Below are 18,926 nucleotides of genomic sequence, written 5' to 3' on the forward strand. Positions count from 1 at the left end.
CCCGACCCTCACCACCACGGTCCCGGCCCACCCCGACCGCCCCGCCCGAACCCGCACCCAAAAACAACCCGCACCCCGCCCGATCGACCACCCGGCGCTGGGCCGACGATGGCATCACGGCCAACGCCCTGAACCTCGGCGCCATCTCCACCAACCTCCAGCGCCATGTGGGCAACCGTCTGACCACTCCGCCGGAGTTGCGGGAGACCACGCGGCAGGGCGCGTCCACCTCGGTCCTGCTGGCGACCTGGCCCGGGCTGGAGTCGGTCTGCGGCCGGTACTTCGAGGACTGCGCTGAGGCGCCCACCGTCACCTCCCGTAGCGGCGACTACAAGAGCGTGGCCGCCTACGCGGTGGTCCCGGCGAACGCCGAGCGCCTCTGGGAGACCTCGCTGCGGCTGACCGGTCGCGGCTGACACGCTGCGGCTGACACATCGTCATAGCGGGCGGCGGCGGCGGAGGCAGTGGCGCGGCGGTTCAGAAGGCCGCGGTGATCACCACCGCGGCCACCACCGCGAGCACCAGGCCCGCTGCACCGTACCCCAGCGGTCGCTTCCCCCAGGGGGTGAAGGTGTCGAGGGCGTACCTGCCCGCTCCGGCGAGGAGCACGGCGAGCGCGATGACGGCCAGGGTGAGTTCGAACTCGTAGCCCGTTCCCTTGCCTTCGAAGAAACCGCCGTCGGCCTTCGCCACGACGATGCTGATGCCGATCCCGAAGAGACCGGCCGCGGCGAGCGGCGTGAACAGTCCGACGATCAGGCAGGCGCTGCCGCCGACCTCGGTGAGCCCGGTTATCCAGGACAGCAGGGATATCTGATGGCTGAAGCCGTATCCCTGGAGGACCGTGCCGAATGTGTGCAGCCCTGGCCCGTCGAAGAAGCCGAAGACCTTGATCAGTCCATGTGCGCCCATGCAGGCGGCCAGGATCAACCGGAGGAGCAGGAGCGCCACATCGGCGCCCGCGTACCGCCGCTCGATCTCGCCGGGGTGGTTCACCGTCAGATTCAGACCAGTCACGTGATCAGCTCCGTAGGGGGGACATGCGCGTCCGGAGTGGCGTGGTGCGTGGGGGGGGTGGTGCCTGGTGCGTTATCGGGGCAGGGCGGCGGAGAAGAAGCCCTGGACCTGCGGCAGCATGAGGAAGCCCTTGTGCGCCACCCCGGGCACCACATCGAGCTGGGCCGGCACGTTGTGCTGCCGGAAGTTGTCCCGGAGTGTGGTGAGGCGCTCGATCCGGGTGTCGCCGCCCGCGTCGATGTCGGGCTCGGCGATCTCCCAGGTGTCGGTGTCCTGGCCCCCGACGATCATCTGGATCTTGGTGTCCCGCAGTGCGGCCAGGTCCAGGTCCTTGCCGAACCGCTCCCGGATGTCCGCCGTCCCCTGCCACCACGGCAGTTCCTGGCTGATCCGGGTGATCCGTCCGGGAGCGCCGATGGACAGCGCGGCCAGCCGCTCGGGGTAGAGGTACGCGAACCTGTGGGCGAACTGGCCGCCGCCGGAGAAGCCGTGCAGGTAGAGGCGCTCGGTGTCCACCTTGTAGCGCCGGCCGACCTCCTCGACGATGTCGAGGAACACCTGGTCGAACCGTATGCCGAGACCGTCGATCCTCTTGAAGGCGTGCAGGTCACCGGGTTCGCCGATGCCCGCGGGGAACAGCGGCGCCAGGATCACGCAGCCGTGCTCCTCGGCGAACTCGCGGTAGGCGTCGCGGTAGCGCTCGGCGGTGCGCTGGGTGCCGTGCATGAGGACCACCAGGGGCAGTCGCGCCGAGGCCGGGGCCTCCTTGTGGGCGGTCGGGACGTACAGGCAGTAGGAGAAACGCTGGTCCTGCTGGGAGGCGAAGAACGGCGTGGGGCCGGTGTGGTAGAACTCCACCGGATCCAGGACGCGGGCGGATGCGGGGGTCGGAGCGGGGGTCATGAAAGTCCTTCCTCTGAGGCCGCCGAGGCCGCTGGGGCCTCTTGGCCGTCTTGTGCCTCTTGCGCCTCTTGGGCCTCTTGGCCCTCTGATGCCTCTTGGCCTTCTTGGCCCTCTGCGGTCCGGCGGCGTGCGGCGGAGTTCCGTACGCGTTCGGTGTCGGGCGCCAGCGCCGTCCGAAGTGAGTTGAGCAGCTCGGAGGCAGTGGTGGCCTGGTCGCGGTCGCGACTGGCGAGCGCCAGCACCAGGCAGTCGGTGACGAGCAGGGCGCTGTAGACCTCGGCGGTGAATCCGGTGGCCGACTGGACCGCCGGCAGGGAGACCGTCACCCGGTCAGCGAGCGTGGGTCCGAGCGAGTCGGAGACCAGAATCGTCGCGGCGCCGACCGAGTTGGCGTGGTCGAGCAGGACCGACGTGTCGCCGGTCAGCCGGGACGGCGCGTAGAGCACGACCACGTCATCGCCCCGGAGCCCGAGCAGTTCGTCGGCGAGACGGAATCCCGTCGCGCCGACGGACCGGGCCTGAAGGCCGAGCCGGTTCAGCTTCAACGCCAGGAAGCGCGCGCCGAGTTCGGAAGGGCCGATGCCGAAGGCGGCGACCGTGCGGGCCCCGGCGAGCAGATCGACAGCGGCGACGAACTCGGCCTCGGGAATCAGCCGGTGAGTCTCCGTCAGCCGCTCGGTGGCTTCGGAGAAGACATGGTCGATCAGGGTGTCGGTCTCCTGTCCCGCGCTTTCGATGCGCTGGTTCAGCCGTACGGAGGGACGCGTCGCGTCCACCATCTGACGGCCGATCCCCCGCTTGAGGTGGGGCAGTCCGGAGTAGCCGAGCGTCTTGGCGGTACGGACCACGGTCGCGTCACTCGTACCGGTGGCAGCGCCGATCCCCTCCGCCGTGGCGAAGATGATGCTCTGCGCGTTGTCCCGCAGATACTCGGCGACGCGGCGCTCCGCCGGCGGCATGACCGGCAGGCGTTGGGCCACCCGCTCACGCAGTGAGTCCTCGGCGCCCTCGTTCGTAGCCATGACGACATCCCTTGACTTATTTGTAGCTGTCACTACTCTCTCGGTAACTCGGTAACTCACACTACCGAATCTGGTGGGAGTGTAGTCAACGCTAGAAGCCGGGGACCAGCGTTGCGCACGACGAAAGGGAAAACTTGATGGCTGGACGGTCGATCCCCTTGATCGAGGTCAGCGGCGGCCCGCGCGAACGGGGCCATATCCACGGTGAGTCGGCACGCACCGAGATCCGTCACTCGATCGACTACTACCGGGAAGCGTTCGCTCTGTCGTCGGGTCTGCGCTGGCCGGAGGTGCTCAGCGCCGCCCGCCAGTGGCGCGGCCTGGTCGAGGCGGCGGCTCCCGATCTGCTCGCGGAGATGGACGCGACAGCCGAAGGCGCCGGTGTGCTTGCCGACGAGATCCTCGCCCTCAACGCCCGGGGCGAGATCGTGCGCAGCCACGACAGCGCCTTCGCTTCGGGGACACCGGCCCAGGACACGGCTGAAGCGGCGACGACAGAACCGGCCGAAGAGGTGGACGGGTGCTCCTCGTTCGCCCTCCTCCCCGAGGCCACCGGCGACCACCACGTCTACTGCGGTCAGAACTGGGACTGGCGGGTGGGGGCCGGTCCGAGCACGGTGATGCTCCGTGTCGTCCAGCCGCCCAAACCCACCCTGATCATGCAGGTGGAGGCGGGCCAGATAGGCCGGCAGGGAGCCAACTCCGCCGGTATAGCCCTCAACGCCAACGGACTCGACGGCCGCTTCGGCACCCCGCCCGGCCTGCCGCAGACCGTACTGCGCCGGCTGGTGCTGGACTGCGGCAACCTCCGCCACGCGCTCCATGTGCCGAACCGGGTACGGCAGCACATCGCCACCAACCTGCTGCTCACCCACCGGGACGGGGTCGCCGTCGACCTGGAGACCACCCCGGTGATCCACCGCTGGGGGCAGCCGGTGAACGGCCTGCTCGTGCACGGCAACCACTACCAGTACGGCGTGCCCGAACCGCTGCGCGACAGCTACCGGATGTCGTCGCCGGACTCCCTCTACCGGGTGCAGGTGATCGAACGGGGCCTGGCCGCGGCCAGGGACGCCACCGATTCCGCGCAGGTCAGGAAGATCATCACGGACACGCTCAGCGACCACACCGGCCATCCGTACGGGGTCTGCTGCCACGCGGATCCCGAAGTCCCGGCGGCCAGGCAGTCCAAGACCATCATGGCGAGCCTGGTCGACCTGACGACCGGCGAATACCGGATGGCCGGCGGCAATCTCTGCGACACCCCGCTGGAGCTGCTGCCCTGGAACCTCTACGACGGGCCCGGAGGCGACAAGTGAACGCGCCGAACCCGGGGCCCCTGGTGAGTATCCGCGGCCTCCGCAAGAGCTACGGCTCCACCCAGGTGCTGCACGACATCGACCTCGACATCGACCGCGGCGAAGTGGTCGTCCTCCTCGGGCCCTCCGGCTCCGGCAAGTCCACGCTCTGCCGGTGCGTGAACCGCCTTGAGACGACCGACGCGGGCACGATCACCGTCGACGGGAAGCAACTCCCCGAAGAGGGACGCGAACTGGCCCGGCTGCGGGCCGATGTCGGCATGGTCTTCCAGTCGTTCAACCTCTTCGCGCACCGTACGGTCCTGCGCAACGTCACTCTCGGGCCCGTCAAGGCACGGGGCGTACCGAAGGCGGAAGCCGAGGCCGAGGCCGAGACCCTGCTCGACCGGGTCGGTCTGGCCGAGCACAAGGACAAGCTGCCCGCCCAGCTCTCCGGCGGGCAGCAGCAGCGGGTCGCCATCGCCAGGGCGCTCGCGATGAAACCCAAGCTCCTCCTCTTCGACGAGCCGACGAGCGCGCTGGACCCCGAGATGGTGCACGAGGTCCTGGACGTGATGGCCGGGCTCGCCCAGGAGGGCATGACGATGCTCGTCGTCACCCACGAGATGGGCTTCGCCAGAAAAGCCGCCGACCGCGTGATCTTCATGGACAGCGGCCGGATCGGGGAGCAGGGCACACCCGCCGAGTTCTTCGGGAACACCCGCTCCGAACGGGCCAGGGACTTCCTGGCCAAGGTACTTCAGCACTGATCGCCGCACCCTCCCCAACACCGTCCCCACCCCACCGAATTCACCAGGAGTGATCATGAACAGGATCTCCACCCTGACAGCCGTCGTGGCGTGTACGGCACTCGGTGCCGTCACCCTGGCCGGCTGCGGCGGCGGCTCCACGGCCGCCCCGGCAGGGCCGGGCAAGGCATCGAGCGCGGCCTCCCTCGCCCGGCTCGTCGACCAGTCGTCCGCCGTGGCGGCCGGGCCGGTCGGCAAGAACCTCCCCAGCACCCCGACGATGGACCGGATCCGTAAGCGCGGCTCGCTGCTCTACGCGGGGGCCCGCACCGGTCTCGGCTTCTCCCAGCTCGACCCGGCCACCCAGAAGGTCAGCGGGTTCGACGCCGGCATGGCCCAACTGCTCGCCAAATACCTGCTCGGCAAGCCCGAGGCGAAGCTCCAGAGCGGCGGGTCCGACACCCGGGAGGCGCTGCTCGGCAACCACACGGTCGACGCGGCGATCGAGACGTACAGCATCACGCCGGAGCGCGCCAAGCTGGTCAACTTCGCGGGCCCTTACTACATGGCGCACAGCGCGATCGTGGTGAAGTCCGACAACACGTCGATCACCAAGGCCGCCGACCTGGCGGGCAAGAAGGTCGCGACCGAGTCGGGAGCCGGCAAGGACGCGCTGCTGGCGGCGGCGCCGACGGCGAAGCCCGTGCTCTTCGACACGGCGTCCGAGATGATCGCCGCCCTCCAGCAGGGCCGGGTGGAGGCCGCGACGCTCAACAGCGCCCTGCTGCTGGGCGCGACCGCGGGCAAGCCGACGGTGAAGACGCTGCCCGCCACCTACGGCAGCAACCCGTTCGGGATAGGCATCGCGAAGGACGACCCGGCGTTCAAGACCATCGTCAACCAGTTCCTCAAGACCATCGAGACCGACGGGACCTGGACGAAGCTCTACGACGACACCGCGGGCAAGCTGATCAAGGGCAAGGCCCCGACCCCGCCCGCGACGGGTTCCGTCGAGGGTTCCTGAACCTCCCGTCCCTCCCCCGGAGGTCATCCTCATGTCGGTGCTCTTCGAGCACATGGGTTCGCTGGGTGACGGGTTTCTGGTCACCCTCGAACTGACCCTGGTCGCCTTCCCGCCGGCCGTGCTGCTGGGAACCGTGCTCGGTGTCTGCCGCGTCGTGCCGATCCGGCCGCTGCGGTTCGCCGCCGCGCTCTATGTCCACTGCCTGCGTAACTCACCGCTGCTGCTCATCATGGTGATGGTGGTGTTCGCCCTGCCGTACGCGGGCTTCACCATCCCGCTGTTCCCGTCCGTCGCGCTGGGCCTGACGCTGTACTTCTCCTGCTACGTGTGCGAGACGGTGCGGTCGGGCATCGCGGCGATACCGCCGGGCCAGATCGAGGCCGCGCGTGCGGTGGGGCTGCGCTTCAGCCAGATCCTGCGCGAGGTGGTGCTGCCGCAGACCTTCCGCTCGATGGTCCAGCCGCTGGGCACGATCTTCATCAACCTCGCCCTGGGATCGGCGCTCGGCGCGGCCGTCGGGGTACAGGAACTGACCGGCTCGGCACGGCAGTTCAACCTCACCTTCGCCCAGCCCGTCACCAGTTTCGTGTCCGCCGCGATCGGCTACCTGCTGATCACTCTCACGGCGGGCCTGATCATCGGAGTCATCGAGCGCAAGGTACGGATCCAGCGATGAAAACTCCCCCGACCGAGCCGGCCGCCGCCGCGCTCTTCGACGCACTCGGCCCCCGTGGCCGCGTCAGGCTCCGCGTACTCACCGTCGCCTCGGTGCTGTTGATCGTGGCACTGGCGGTCGGCATGGTCCTCCAGCTCGACTCCGCCGGCCAGCTCTCCGCCCAACTGTGGTCACCGCTCGCGCAGTGGAGCAATGTCAGCTATCTCCTGACCGGTCTCAGGACCACCCTCGCCATCGGCCTGAGCGCCGCCGTACTGTCCATGATCGCCGGGCTGCTGGCCGGTCTCGGCAGGCTCTCGGCCCGCCGCTGGATCTCGGGGCCCTGCGCCGGCGGCATCGAGCTGTTCCGCTCGATCCCGCTGATCCTGATGGTCTATTTCTTCCTCATCGGCGGTCCGACCCTCGGACTGCACCTGTCCCCCTTCTGGACGCTGACCATTCCCATCGTGCTGCACGCGGGGGCCGTGTTCGCCGAGATCGTGCGTGCCGGTGTCAACAACCTGGACAGGGGCCAGAGCGCGGCGGGCCTCGCCGTCGGCCTGACGCGCGCCCAGGTCATGCGGCTGATCGTGCTGCCCCAGGTGCTGCGCACACTGAGGCCCGCACTGATCACCCAACTCGTCCGCACGCTCAAGGAATCCAGCCTCGGTTACGTCGTCAGCTACCCCGAACTGCTGCGCGACGGGCAGGTGCTCGGCGAATTCACCGGGAACTTCCTCCAGACCTACGCGGTGATCGCCGGCATCTACATCGTCATCAACTTCGGCCTGTCGCAGCTCGCCGAACGGATCGACCGCTTCCGGCTCCCCCGCCGTACGCACTGAATCCTGGCCCGAATCCGAATCCGGACCCGTATCCGCATCCCGTAGCCGAACCCGAATCCCGTATCCGACCTCGAACGTGACGACGACCGCACCGCGCCGAACGGACGTGCCATGACGGCCTCACCCAGCAGAGCCCCCGCCCCCGCCCCCGGGGCATCGATCATGCTCGAACCCGCTCCCGCGATCGACACGGCGACAGCGGTCGGCATCCTGCGCGACCACTTCGCGATCGACGCCTCCGTCAGCCCGTTGCGCAGCGAGCGGGACAGGAACTTCCTGGCCCTGGCGCCGGACGGGCGGCGGCTGGTCCTCAAGGTGTCCAACTCCGCCGACGACCCCGCCGTGATCGCCATGGAGAACGCCGCCATGCGATGGGTCGAGGAGATCGACCCGGCGCTGTCGATCCCGCGCGTCCTGCCCGCCGGGAACGGCTCACCAGCGGTGGAGGTACGGGCGCCGGACGGCCGTCTTCACCAGGTCAGGGTCATGACGGTGGTGGCGGGGACGGCCGCCGACCAGACGAGCCTGCCCGCACGCTTCGCCGACGCCTTCGGCGAGGCGTGTGCCGGGCTGGCCGTGGCGCTGCGCGGCTTCACCCACCCCGCCGCCCAGCGCCCGCTGGACTGGGACCCCCGGCTGGTGAGTCAACTCCGGTTCCACACCGGCCACCTCACGGACCCGGGCCGCCGGGCCCAGGTGGAAGGGCTCCTGGACCGCTTCGAGAATCTGCGGGCCGCTACCGCCGCGCTTCCCGCCCAGGTGCTGCACGGCGACATCACTCTGAGCAATGTGCTGGTGGACGACGCCGGCCAGGTGACCGGCCTGATCGATTTCGGCGACATGCACCACACGGCGCGGGCCTGCGACCTCGCGATCAGCCTGTCGTCGCTGATACGTGAGACGGACGAGCCGTGGCGGGCGGCCGGGCGTTTCCTGGACGCCTATCAGCGGCTGACTCCCCTCGAACCGGAGGAGGCCGGCCTGCTCGGGGAGCTGGTCCTCGCGCGCCTGGTCACGTCCGTACTGATCTCGGCCTGGCGCGCGCCGCTGCACCCCGAGAACCACGCGTACGTCACGAGTACCGACGACAGCAGTTGGCGCACGATCGACCTGCTGGCCGCGCTGGGTCCGGCCGAACTGGCCCGCACCTTCCACCGTCTGTGCGGCACCTCGCGGGTCGCCTCGGCGCAGCGGCCCGATCCGACGCTGCTCGGACGCCGTGACGCCCGTTTCGGCGGCAGGCGCCTCGCGCCGCTGTTCTACGAGGAGCCCCTCCAGGTGGTCAGCGCCGCCGGGGCCTACGTGCGGACCGCCGACGGGCGGACGTACCTCGACGCCTACAACAACGTGCCCGTCGTCGGCCACGCGCACCCGGCCGTGGTGCAGGCGATCAGCAGGCAGGCCGCCGTCCTCAACATCAACTCCCGTTATCTGCACCCGAATGTGGTGGAGCTGGCCGAGCGGCTCACCGCGACGATGCCCGCCGGTCTCGACACCTGTGTGTTCGTCAACTCCGGCAGCGAGGCGAACGACCTGGCGTGGCGCATGGCCACGCTCCACACGGGGAATTCGGGCGCGATCGTCACCGACTTCTCGTACCACGGCGTCAGCGCCGCGACGTCCCCGATGTCGACCAACACCTATCCGCCGTCCCAACGGCCGTCGCACATCGGGGTGTTCGCGCCCCCGATGCCCGGGGATGCCGACGACGACCGGGCAGCGACCGAGGCCATACGGGGAGCACGCGCGAGCCTGCGAGGGGCCGGGCACGACGTCGCGCTCCTCGCCGTCGACACGATCTTCAGCAGTGCGGGGGTGCTGGAGCCCACGGACGACTACATGCGGGCCCTGGTGCGGGAGACCCGAGCTTCGGGCGGCCTGTTCCTCGCGGACGAGGTGCAGGCGGGGTTCGGCCGTGGCGGCCGGAGTCTCTGGCGGTTCCAGGACTTCGGGATCACACCGGACTTCGTGACACTCGGTAAGCCGATGGGAAACGGTCACCCCATCGCCGCCCTCATCACCCGGCGCGAGATAGCGGAACGCTTCACCGCCGTGGACGAGTACTTCAGTACGTTCGGCGGGAACCCGGTCTCCAGCGCCGCCGCACTCACCGTGCTGGACATCATCGAGCAGAGCGGCCTGGTGGCGCGGAGCGGACAGGTCGGGGAGGAGTTGCGCGGTCGGCTGCGGGACGGTCTTGGGCTGACCGTCCGTGGTCAGGGGCTGTTCGCGGGAATCGACATCCGGCCGGGCGATACCGCAGGATTCACAGCGGGAGCCCTGGCCGAACGGCTGCGTGAGGCGGGTGTGCTCGTCGGGACCACGGGCCGCGACGGGCAGGTCCTGAAGGTAAGGCCGCCGCTGATCTGGGAGAGCGAGCATGTCGAGGTATTCACCGAGGCGCTGGGCAGGGTGCTCGGCCGCTGAGGACCGGTGACGGCGAGGTGATCGAGGAACTCCCGGCCGGCGGACCGTCGTTGCGTCGAATTCTCGACACGCTCGGGACCGGCGTACTGCGGGTGGCGCACGCCCCGCTGGGCTTGGAGGCCGCTGTCACCGCTGTCACCATCCAGGACCCGTCCGAGCCTGTCCGGGTGTCGGCCGGCGAGATCCTCCTCGGGGTCGGCGTCGAGCGCGACGAACAGGTGGTGGCACTGCTGGCGGCGGCCGGGGCGCGGGGGGCCGCCGCCGTGGTGGTCAAGCACCCCTTCCAGGGCCCCGGCCCGGCGCACGGTACCGCGTTGCTTCACCTGTCCGGCGCCGTGTCCTGGACACAGATCACCACCTTGCTGAAGGGCCTGACCGAGGCCGACGAGCCCTGGGGCTCGGGAGGGTCAGGAGAGTCCTGGGAGTCCGGGCAGGCCTGGGAGTCCGGGGAGGACCTCTTCGCGACGGCCGACGCCGTGAGCGCGCTCATCGACGCACCCCTGGTCATCGAGGACCGGTCCGCGCGGGTGCTGGCGTACTCGGGCGGCCAGGAGCGGGCGGACGAGGTCCGTACGCACACCATCCTGGCCCGCCGTGACCCGGACGAGTACGTAGAGCTGCACCGGCGGCGCAAGGTCTTCGACCAGTTGCACGCCAGCAGCCGTCCGCTGGTCCTCGCGCCGATGGGGGACGAACGCGTGCCCCGCGCGGCGGTCGCCCTGCGGGCCGGCGGTGAGATCGTCGGCTCGATGTGGGCGGCCACCGCGCGGGAGCTGACCGAGAAACAACTCGACGCCTACGCCGAGGCGGCCAAGGTGGTGGCCCTGCGTGTGCTGCGGGCCCGTGCCGTGACGGATCTGGACACCCGGCTCCGCGACGATCTGCTCGGCGAGATCCTGGCGGGCGGTGCGGGGGCCACGGCGGCCGGCGGCAGGCTGGGCTTTCCCCGGCAGCACTACCGGCTGGTCGCCGCGCAGTTCGCCGAACGGGGCGCGGGCACGGAGGACCAGCTCCGTGAGCTGGCCGCCGCACTGCGCATGCACCTGGCTGCGGTGCGCCCGCACTGTCTGGTGCGACGGATGGGCGACACGGTGTACGCGGCCGTGCCGGCCGGGACGCTTCCCGCCGACGATCCCCTGGTCCTGCTGCGCCTGCTGGAGGACTTCACCGAGCACCGGTCGAGGACGGAGCCAGGGGTACGGGCCGGGCTCGGGCGCCGCGCGGGCACCGTTCAGGAGCTCCGGCGCTCGCGGGACGACTGCGACACCGTGCTGCGTGTGATGCGCAGCGGTCAGATCGAGGCACGGGCCGCGCGGGCCGACGACGTACGCATGCAGGCCCTGCTGCTCCGGCTGTCGGACGTGATGGCCGCGAACGGCGAGGAGTTGGACGGCCCGGCCGCCGCGCTGATCGCGTACGACGCGAAGCACCGGACCACGTTGGCCGGGACGCTGCTCACCCACTTCGCCGTGTTCGGGGACGCGCGGGCGGCGGCGGCCCGGCTGCATGTGCACCCCAACACGTACCGCTACCGCCTCCGCCGCGTCACCGAGGTCAGCGGTCTGGACCTGAAGGACCCGGACGCGGTTCTGGCGGCGGTTCTGCATCTGCGTCTGCACCGGCTGGTCCGGGCGCGGGACTGAGCTGCGGGTCGGGCGGCGGGGCAAGTGGCACACCGAGCGGCGGACTGAGCGGCGGGCCAAGCATGACCAGCGCCCCACTCCCGGTGGCTTCGACCCGGGCCTCGGCCTCGCCCCGCAGCCCGTCGTGGTCCCGCGGTGCCAGCACCACGACGGGTACCCACCGCTCGTACAGCTCCCCAGCGGCCAGGGCCCCGAGCGTGACGATCATGTCCGGCTCGCGCAGGACGAGTGCGGCGGGTGCCACACCTGCCCGGATGTGCTCGGCGAGCACCGACGAGGAGGAGCTCGATCCCTTGCTGGACGCCATGACCACGATCCGGCCCGTCAGACTCACCCCGTACTGGGGGTGATGCCGGTCGACCACCGTCCCGGTGGGGCCGACTCCGCCCCAGAACGACACGGGCGCGTCCAGTACGAGCAGCCGGCCGTGTCCCTCGCCGGGGCTCAGCGTCCGTCCGCGCAGCGTCCGGCCGTCGTACGGCTCACCGCCAGAGGTGCTCGTCACGGCGCACCTCCCCCGCCCGCGCCGACGCCACGCACTCGCCGAGCGTGCCGAGTACGGCCTCGACGCCGATGTTGGCGGGCGCGTACCAGGCCCACTTACCTGAGTTGGTCATCACGACCCGCACCCCCGGGTCGAGGATCGGGGTGACGTACGTACAGGTGTCGGTGACGAGGGTGGCTCCGGCCCGCTCGCACTCCTGGGCGAATCCCCGTTCGCGGGCGGCGGCCAGGACGGATCTGCCGGTGGCCACGTACACCCGGGTGCCCGGGGCGAAGGCCGGCCGGTCCCGCAGCAGTGCGGCGAGCCGCTCGAACTCGGTCAGGGAGAAGTGCGGGGTCCCCAGGCACACCGCGTCGACCCGGGAGCCCTCCGGGGTGGAGAGCTGATCACGGGCCTCCCGGAGCATGGCGGTGGTGACCGTGTGCCGCGCTTCGGGTTCGCCGTGCTGGAGGGCGTCGGCGAGTGTGGGTGCCTCGGGGGTGACGCCGACGACATGGAAAAGGGCGACTCCCCCGGCCGAGGCGCCCGCCGCTCCCAGCGCCTTGAGCCTGTCCTCGTCGGCGTCGCCGGGCAGCCCGGTGAGGGCGGGCACCCGGGTTCCCGCGAGCTTGCCGACGACCACCCCCAGCGCGCCCCACGCCGCGTCCTCGGCGAGGAGCTTCCTGGAGACACCGGAGCAGTCGATGACGATGCGGGCCCTGCGGTTGGCCGTGAGGTGGAGCCCGGCGGCCGGGACCCGCCCGGTGAGTGCCGCGCTGATGTCGAGGAAGTCGCCGTAGCGGTCGCTGCGCGCGCCCAGCACCGAGTTGACGAAGGCGATCGCGTTGGATTCCGCCCACGCCACATGTGTTCCGGCGGCCGGCCGGTGGTCGAGCTGGTACGGCGCGCAGGTCCAGGTCGGCCGGCAGCCGAGCGCGGTGTACGCGTCCATCAGCCGGCGCGCGCCCGCCGCATCGGCGCCCTCGGGGCGGGCGAGCCCGGGGTGGAGCAGGTCGAGCGAGCCCACATTGAGGGTGGCGGGCACCGCCGTACGTCCGCCCAGCGCGACCAGGCGCTCGGCGAAGTCGAGGCCGGCGGCGCCGTGGTAGAGGCAACTGTCGATGTGCGCGGATTCGACGGGAAGCAGATGGGTGGCGCCCGAGGCACGGGCAGCCCCGAGGACGATGCGCATCGCGCTCGCCACGGCTTCCCCGGCCTCGCCGCCCGCCATGGCCCGCTCCTGCGGGGTGAGCCGTGGCTCCTGCTGCGGGAACGTCTCGCTCATGCGGACCCGTCCTTCCTGGCCGACGCCGCCCGGTAGGCGCAGGCGGCCACGACCAGGTCCTGCCAGGCCATGCCCGTGGACTTGAAGAGCCTCGGGCGGGAGAAGTCGACCGGCGCCGTGCCCCGTACGACATCGGCCAGCGTCACCAGCGCGGCGGGGTCGAGGGCCCCTTCGGCGACCGGGGTCATGATGTCGCCCGCCTCGCGCAGCGCCGTCGCCGTGTCCTCCACGACGGGGGTGGCGCGTGTGACGGTACGGGTGTCGACCTCGCGGGCCTCGGGCGTATGGGACCCCATGGCGACCACGGTGGCGTGCGCGGCGAGTTGGCCGCCGTCAAAGAGCGGCTCGTCCGCCGAGGTGCAGCAGGCGACGATGTCGGCTTCGCGCACCGCGTCAGGGCCCGCCACGCTGGCGGGGAGACCGGCGGCCCGCGCGCGGGCGACCAAGGCCTCGACGCGCTCCGGCCGGGTGCCGGACACCTCGACCTGCCGGAGCCGGCGCACCCGCGCGAAGGCCTCGGCGTGGGCGAGGGCCTGGGGCCCCGTCCCGTACAGCAGCAGCCTGCCTGCGTCCGGCACCGCCAGTGCGTCGACGGCGAGGGCGGAGACGGCGGACGTACGGCGCAGGGTCAGCGCCTGGCCGTCGAGGATCGCGAGCGGGCGCAGCGTCGCCGCGTCGAGGAGGAGGTAGACGCCGGTGATACGGGGCAGGCCGCGCCCCGGGTTGTCCGGCGCGACACCCGCCACCTTCACCCCGGCGAACCCGGCGTGCTCGGCCGGCATGAGCAGCAGATGCCCCGCCGACACCGGGACCTGGCTGCGCGGCTGGGCCGCCGCCGGATCGAGGCCGTCGAGCAGCGCGGTGCGCAGGGCGCCGACGGCGTCGTCGGCACTCACGAGCGCGGCGAGTCCCGGTCCGTCGAACACCGGGAGAGGAGGGTCGGTCACGGTCATGGTCCCAGTTCACCTCGGATCGTGCCGCGAGCGCACTGTTCGATCGGACAGAAGAAGGGTGCCGGTCATCGGCCGACCGGACATGTGGGGGCGGCGGCGCCCGGGATGGAACGCCGGTTCAGGTGGCGCTCGCGCCACTCGTGGCGTCCGTGGTGCCCAAGCGCCGGTTTCCGCGCGGAACTGAAGCGCCGAGCAGGGCCGGTCCCTTGGCCGCCCGGTCCCTGGACGAGCCCGTGCCGTACTCCCTGCCCGCGATGACGGTACGAGCGCGACGCCGCGCGGCCCGGGTCCCCCGGATGAGTCGGCTGCGCGCATTACGGTCGCGGGTCCGAAGGGGCGGGCGCGGCGGGTCAGCGGGCGCGGCGGATCAGCTTCCGGGGTCCAGCAGGAGGTTCCATCGGCCGGGGCCGCCCATGAGGGTGATCGTCGAGAGCGGGTGGACGTCCACGTACCAGTACGTACGGGGCGGCGCCTTGAGCGCGTACACCAGGGCGGCCCGTACGACGGCCGGTTCGGCGACGGCGACGATGGCGCGGATGTCGTCGGCGGGCCTGGTGTCGAGCCAGCCCCCTATCCGGGAGATGAAGGCCAGCAGCGGCTCGCCGCCGTGCGGTGAGGAGCGCGGGTCGGCGACCCAGGCGTCGAGGGCGGCCGGTTCGCGCGCCGCGACCTCGGCGAGTGTGAAGCCGCGCCAGCGGCCCATGTCGCAGTCTCGGAGGGCGGGTTGGGCGATCGGCGCGAAGCCGAGTGCGTCACCGGTCGCGCGGCTGCGGAGGGTCGGTGAGCAGTAGCGGAGGTCCGCGGCGGCGAGCGGCACCAGGGCGTGTGCGACGAGCTGCATCTCGTGCCAGCCGACCCGGTCGAGGGGGCGGTCGTCGTCGAAGCGCTCGTCGTACAGGTCCGAGCTTCGCGCGGCGGCGACCAAAGTGACCCGAACACTCATGGCCGAGATCGTGGATCCGAAAGCGGCGCAGGTCAAGGGGGACCCGGGCGGCCGGGTTCACAGGTTCCGGACAGGGGTCAGCCGAACACCTCGTCGCAGGCGGTACGGAGCCTGCGCACCCCCTCGGCGATCTCGGCGGTCCCCGCCACCGAGGCGAAGCTCATCCGCAGGTGGGCGGCGGGCGGCTCGGCGCTGAAGTACGGCCGGCCGGCGACCACGGCGACCCCCGCGCGCAGCGCTGCGGAGATCACCGCCTGCTCGTCGGTGGAGTCGGGCAGCCGCAGCCAGAGGTGGTAACCGCCAGAGGGGATGTGCGGGAGGGCGAGTTCGGGCAGCGTGGTGCCGAGCGCCGCCGTCATCGCGTTCCTGCGGGTCCTCAACTCCTCGGAGACCGCCCGGAGATGGCGGCTCCAGGCAGGGGCCCCGACCAGTTCGAGGGCGGCCTCCTGAAGCGGGCGCGGCACGAAGAAGCTGTCGACGACATGGATGGCGCGCAGCCGTTCCATGACCGGGCCCCGGGCGGCGAGCACACCGACCCGCAGACTCGGGGAGGTCGCCTTGGTGAGCGAGCTGACATGGACGACCACCCCGTCGGGGTCATCGGCGGCCAGCGGGGCCGGTACGGGCCCGGCGCCGGCGTGGATCAGGCGCCGCGCGAAGTCGTCCTCGATGACGAAGGCCCCGGCGGCGCGGGCGATGCGCAGCACCTCGGGGCGGCGGGCGGCGGACAGCACGGCGCCGGTGGGGTTCTGGAAGAGCGGCTGGCAGACGACGACCCGGGCGCCGGTGGCCCGGAAGGCGGCTTCGAGCAGGTCGGGCCTTGTTCCGTCGCTGTCCATCGGTACGGGTACGGGGCGCAGCCCGGCGGCCCGGGCGATCGCGAGCATCCCCGGGTAGGTGGGGGACTCGACGAGGACGGGCGCGCCGGGCGGGGCGAGGGCGCGCAGCGCGGTGGTGAGCGCGCTCTGGCCGCCGGAGGTGACGAGTACGTCGGCGGCCGTACAGGCGTCGCCGATGGACCGGGCGAACCAGGCGCGCAGTTCGGGGATGCCTTCGATGGGCGGCCTGCCCCAGGCGCCGGGGCGCCGGCCGGCGCGTGCGAGGGCGGCGGCCATCGCGTGTTCCGGCTGGAGGGAGGGGTGCAGATAGCCGCCGTTGAACTCGATGACACCGGGCGGCGGCACTGCGAGGGTGACGAGGACACCCGAGGCGTCGACCGAGCGGGGCACGGCGTCGGGCGACGCGTCGGCGCTGAGGGTGACCTCCTGCCAGGAGGTGTCACCCGGCGGGCGGGCCTCGGCCCTCGGCTGCGCGCGGAAGGATCCGGCGCCGGGGCGGGTGGTGACGAGGCCCTCGGCCGCGAGGTGGGCGAGGGCGCGGGAGACGGTGACCGGGGAGACGTGGTAGCGCTCGATCAGGGCTCTGCTCGACGGCAGCTTTCCACCTGGAGAGTAGCGGTTCAGCTCCCTCTTCAGAGATTCCATCAGCTCGGTGACGCTGCTACGCTCATGCATGACGATACAGAATAGCGGTACTCCTCAGACATCGGTAGCGGTTGGAGGAGGCACCGTACAGGCCGCCCTCGGTGTCGCCGCCTTCTCGCTCACCTTTCCCTCCACGGTGTGGGGCCTGGAGAGCTTCGGTCCCTGGTCCCTGGTCGCCCTGCGCAACGTGCTCGCCGCACTCATCGCCGGCTGCTTCCTGCTGGGCATGCGGATACCGGTCCCCGAGCGCCGTCACTGGGGCGGGCTCGCTGTGGTGGTGTGCGGGGTGGTGGTCGGCTTCCCGTTGCTGACGACGCTGGCGCTGGAGTCGTCCACCACCTCGCACGCCGCTGTCGTGGTCGGGCTGCTGCCGCTGACGACCGCCGTGTTCGCGGCCGTACGAACGGGCCGGCGGCCCTCCCGTACCTTCTGGGTGGCGGCGCTCGCCGGGGCCGCCATCGTGCTCGCTTTCGCCGTCGAACAGAGCGGCGGCGCACTCTCGTTGAGCGATCTGTACCTCTTCGGCGCGCTGCTGGTGTGCGCGGCCGGCTATACGGAGGGCGGCCGGCTCGCGGGGACCATGCCAGGCTGGCAGGTGATCGGCTGGGCCCTGGTGGCCGCGCTGCCGCTCGCCCTGGTGGGTTCCGCCGTGGCGCTGCCCTTCGAGCCCGTACACCTGAGCGCGCACGGCGTGATCGGACTCGTCTGGGCGGGCGCCGGCTCCAGCTTCGTCGGCATGTTCGCCTGGTACCGCGGCATGGCGGCGATCGGCATCCCCAGGGCCAGTCAGATCCAGCTCGCCCAGCCACTGCTGACGCTGTTCTGGTCCGTACTGCTGCTGGACGAACACCTCACCCCGGCGGCCCCGATCGCCGCCGTGGCGATCCTGGCGTGCATCGCGGTCACGCAGCGGGCCCGGAACTGAACGGGCGTCAGCGACCGGCTCGACGTACAACTTCGGCTTCCGCTTTCGAAGTTGCCGACGATGGTTCCGCGGGTGGCGATGGGCCGCTCTGTGCGGTTTCCACCACACGACGAAGCCCCAGCACGCTCCTGGCGGGCTTCGTCGAGTGCGGCACAGGGGCCGTCCTGGGCTCCCTGTTCGTCCCCCGCTTTGCTCTCCCGTACCGCCCTGCGGCTAGTTTGTTGCAGGACAGGTACGCAGACCCGTGGTGGCAGAGGCGCACGGGGGACGGGAGGTCGGGAAGAGTGTCGCTGCACGGAGGCGATCCAGCCGAGATCGGCGGCTATCCGCTTGAGGCGCGGCTCGGCTCGGGCGGCATGGGCACGGTCTTCCTGGCCCGTACGAGCTCGGGGCGACCTGTCGCGATCAAACTGATCCACCAGCAGTTCGCGGCGGACGACGAGTTCCGCATCCGTTTCCGGCAGGAGGTGGCGGCGGCGAGGCGGGTGAGCGGCGCGTTCACCGCCGCCGTGGTCGACGCCGCACCCGAGGCCGACCAGCCGTGGATGGCGACGACGTACATCGAGGGGCAGACGCTCGCCCAGCGCATCGCCACGAAGGGCCCGCTGAACGGGGCGGAGCTGAGGAGGCTCGCCATCGGGCTGGCGGAGGCGCTGCGCGACATCCACCGGGTGGGGGTCGTGCACCGTGACCTGAAGCCCTCGAACGTCGTGCTCTCGCCCGAGGGCCCGCGCGTCATCGACTTCGGCATCTCGCGCGCCGTGGACCAGCAGACGCTGACGATGACCGGGCGGGTCATCGGTACGCCGCCCTTCATGTCGCCGGAGCAGTTGCAGGCGCCGCGTGGGGTGGGGCCTCGGTCCGATGTCTTCTCGCTGGGGACGCTGCTGGTGTACTCGGCGACGGGCCACGGGCCCTTCGACGCGGACAGCCCGTACATGACGGCGTACCAGGTGGTGCACGAGGAGCCGTCGCTGGCCGCCGTGCCGGCGGCTCTGCGCGCGGTCGTCGAGCCGTGCCTGGACAAGGAGCCCACGGGGCGCCCCTCGGCGGACGAACTCCTCGTGCTGCTGCGGGACCTGCCGGCCGACCTCGGTGCGACCGAGGCGAACGAGACCGGCGTCGGCCGCACCCGCGACATGGTCACCCAGCATCACCTCGCGCGCGCCACCCCGGCGCCGACCACCCCGACTGCCCCGACTGCCCCGGCCACCGGCCCGGCCGGTCCCGACACGGCGAGCACCGGCGCCCCCGGCACCCCCGTCGGCC

The 18,926-nt window shown here is 71.4% G+C and carries 16 protein-coding genes and 2 pseudogenes; 10 read left to right on the forward strand and 8 right to left on the reverse strand.

Annotation, left to right across the window (positions count from 1 at the left end; genetic code table 11):
* Positions 1-416: pseudogene (locus tag QR77_RS46510) on the forward strand (hypothetical protein); the annotation flags it as partial.
* A gap of 61 nt (positions 417-477) precedes the next feature.
* Here QR77_RS46510 and QR77_RS05815 read toward each other — a convergent pair.
* The 3 genes from QR77_RS05815 to QR77_RS05825 form a co-directional block, all read right to left on the reverse strand.
* Entirely contained in the window at positions 478-1,017 is a 540-nt protein-coding gene (locus tag QR77_RS05815; protein WP_040020066.1) for a DoxX family protein, read from the reverse strand.
* A gap of 72 nt (positions 1,018-1,089) precedes the next feature.
* Positions 1,090-1,920 (reverse strand): PHB depolymerase family esterase, encoded by an 831-nt coding sequence (locus tag QR77_RS05820; RefSeq protein ID WP_052488561.1) that lies wholly within the window; start codon positions 1,918-1,920, stop codon positions 1,090-1,092.
* Positions 1,917-2,942: a MurR/RpiR family transcriptional regulator gene (locus QR77_RS05825; protein ID WP_052488562.1), complete on the reverse strand. Its 1,026-nt coding sequence runs from the start codon at positions 2,940-2,942 to the stop codon at positions 1,917-1,919. Before QR77_RS05825 ends, QR77_RS05820 begins: the two co-directional genes overlap by 4 nt.
* Before the next feature lie 137 nt (positions 2,943-3,079).
* On the opposite strand from QR77_RS05825, the gene QR77_RS05830 reads away from it, so the two are divergent.
* The 7 genes from QR77_RS05830 (at position 3,080) to QR77_RS05860 (ending at position 11,583) form a co-directional block, all read left to right on the forward strand.
* Positions 3,080-4,261, forward strand: coding sequence for an acyl-CoA--6-aminopenicillanic acid acyltransferase (locus QR77_RS05830; RefSeq protein ID WP_040020068.1), 1,182 nt, complete (start codon positions 3,080-3,082; stop codon positions 4,259-4,261).
* Positions 4,258-5,010: an amino acid ABC transporter ATP-binding protein gene (locus tag QR77_RS05835; protein WP_040020070.1), complete on the forward strand. Its 753-nt coding sequence runs from the start codon at positions 4,258-4,260 to the stop codon at positions 5,008-5,010. Before QR77_RS05830 ends, QR77_RS05835 begins: the two co-directional genes overlap by 4 nt.
* Positions 5,011-5,065: 55 nt before the next feature.
* Entirely contained in the window at positions 5,066-6,013 is a 948-nt protein-coding gene (locus tag QR77_RS05840; RefSeq protein WP_052488563.1) for a transporter substrate-binding domain-containing protein, read from the forward strand.
* Between the two features lie 31 nt (positions 6,014-6,044).
* On the forward strand, positions 6,045-6,689 hold the full coding sequence (locus QR77_RS05845) for an amino acid ABC transporter permease (RefSeq protein ID WP_040020072.1): 645 nt from the start codon (positions 6,045-6,047) through the stop codon (positions 6,687-6,689).
* Positions 6,686-7,513: an amino acid ABC transporter permease gene (locus tag QR77_RS05850; RefSeq protein ID WP_040020074.1), complete on the forward strand. Its 828-nt coding sequence runs from the start codon at positions 6,686-6,688 to the stop codon at positions 7,511-7,513. Before QR77_RS05845 ends, QR77_RS05850 begins: the two co-directional genes overlap by 4 nt.
* Positions 7,514-7,624: 111 nt before the next feature.
* Positions 7,625-9,940: an aminotransferase class III-fold pyridoxal phosphate-dependent enzyme gene (locus QR77_RS43235; RefSeq protein WP_078876494.1), complete on the forward strand. Its 2,316-nt coding sequence runs from the start codon at positions 7,625-7,627 to the stop codon at positions 9,938-9,940.
* A 17-nt stretch (positions 9,941-9,957) separates the two neighbouring features.
* The gene (locus QR77_RS05860) at positions 9,958-11,583 is read left to right on the forward strand and encodes a helix-turn-helix domain-containing protein (RefSeq protein WP_052488565.1); all 1,626 of its coding nucleotides are present in this window, start codon (positions 9,958-9,960) and stop codon (positions 11,581-11,583) included.
* On the opposite strand, the gene QR77_RS43240 is transcribed toward QR77_RS05860, so the two are convergent.
* The 5 genes from QR77_RS43240 to QR77_RS05880 all read right to left on the reverse strand — a co-directional run bounded on the left by QR77_RS43240 (position 11,495) and on the right by QR77_RS05880 (position 16,762).
* Positions 11,495-12,088, reverse strand: a complete 594-nt coding sequence (locus QR77_RS43240) for a DUF126 domain-containing protein (protein ID WP_107068895.1) — start codon at positions 12,086-12,088, stop codon at positions 11,495-11,497. The genes QR77_RS05860 and QR77_RS43240 overlap by 89 nt on opposite strands.
* Positions 12,066-13,352, reverse strand: coding sequence for an aconitase X catalytic domain-containing protein (locus QR77_RS05865; protein WP_040020076.1), 1,287 nt, complete (start codon positions 13,350-13,352; stop codon positions 12,066-12,068). The genes QR77_RS43240 and QR77_RS05865 overlap by 23 nt, the downstream gene beginning before the upstream one ends.
* Positions 13,349-14,305, reverse strand: a complete 957-nt coding sequence (locus QR77_RS05870; RefSeq protein WP_040020077.1) for an ornithine cyclodeaminase family protein — start codon at positions 14,303-14,305, stop codon at positions 13,349-13,351. The genes QR77_RS05865 and QR77_RS05870 overlap by 4 nt, the downstream gene beginning before the upstream one ends.
* 367 nt (positions 14,306-14,672) lie before the next feature.
* Complete coding sequence (locus tag QR77_RS05875; protein ID WP_040027375.1) at positions 14,673-15,248, reverse strand: histidine phosphatase family protein; 576 nt, start codon at positions 15,246-15,248, stop codon at positions 14,673-14,675.
* Between the two features lie 77 nt (positions 15,249-15,325).
* Positions 15,326-16,762 carry a PLP-dependent aminotransferase family protein gene (locus tag QR77_RS05880; protein WP_040020079.1) on the reverse strand — a complete coding sequence of 479 codons (1,437 nt, stop codon included), beginning with the start codon at positions 16,760-16,762 and terminating at the stop codon, positions 15,326-15,328.
* Here QR77_RS05880 and QR77_RS05885 point away from each other — a divergent pair.
* Together QR77_RS05885 and QR77_RS48305 are read left to right on the forward strand one after the other, a co-directional pair.
* Positions 16,761-17,657 (forward strand): DMT family transporter, encoded by an 897-nt coding sequence (locus QR77_RS05885; protein ID WP_040020081.1) that lies wholly within the window; start codon positions 16,761-16,763, stop codon positions 17,655-17,657. The two genes, QR77_RS05880 and QR77_RS05885, sit on opposite strands and share 2 nt — an antisense overlap.
* A gap of 284 nt (positions 17,658-17,941) precedes the next feature.
* Positions 17,942-18,926, forward strand: a pseudogene (locus tag QR77_RS48305) (serine/threonine-protein kinase); the annotation flags it as partial.

This window comes from Streptomyces sp. 150FB (assembly GCF_000818195.1).
Classification (GTDB): Bacteria; Actinomycetota; Actinomycetes; order Streptomycetales; family Streptomycetaceae; genus Streptomyces.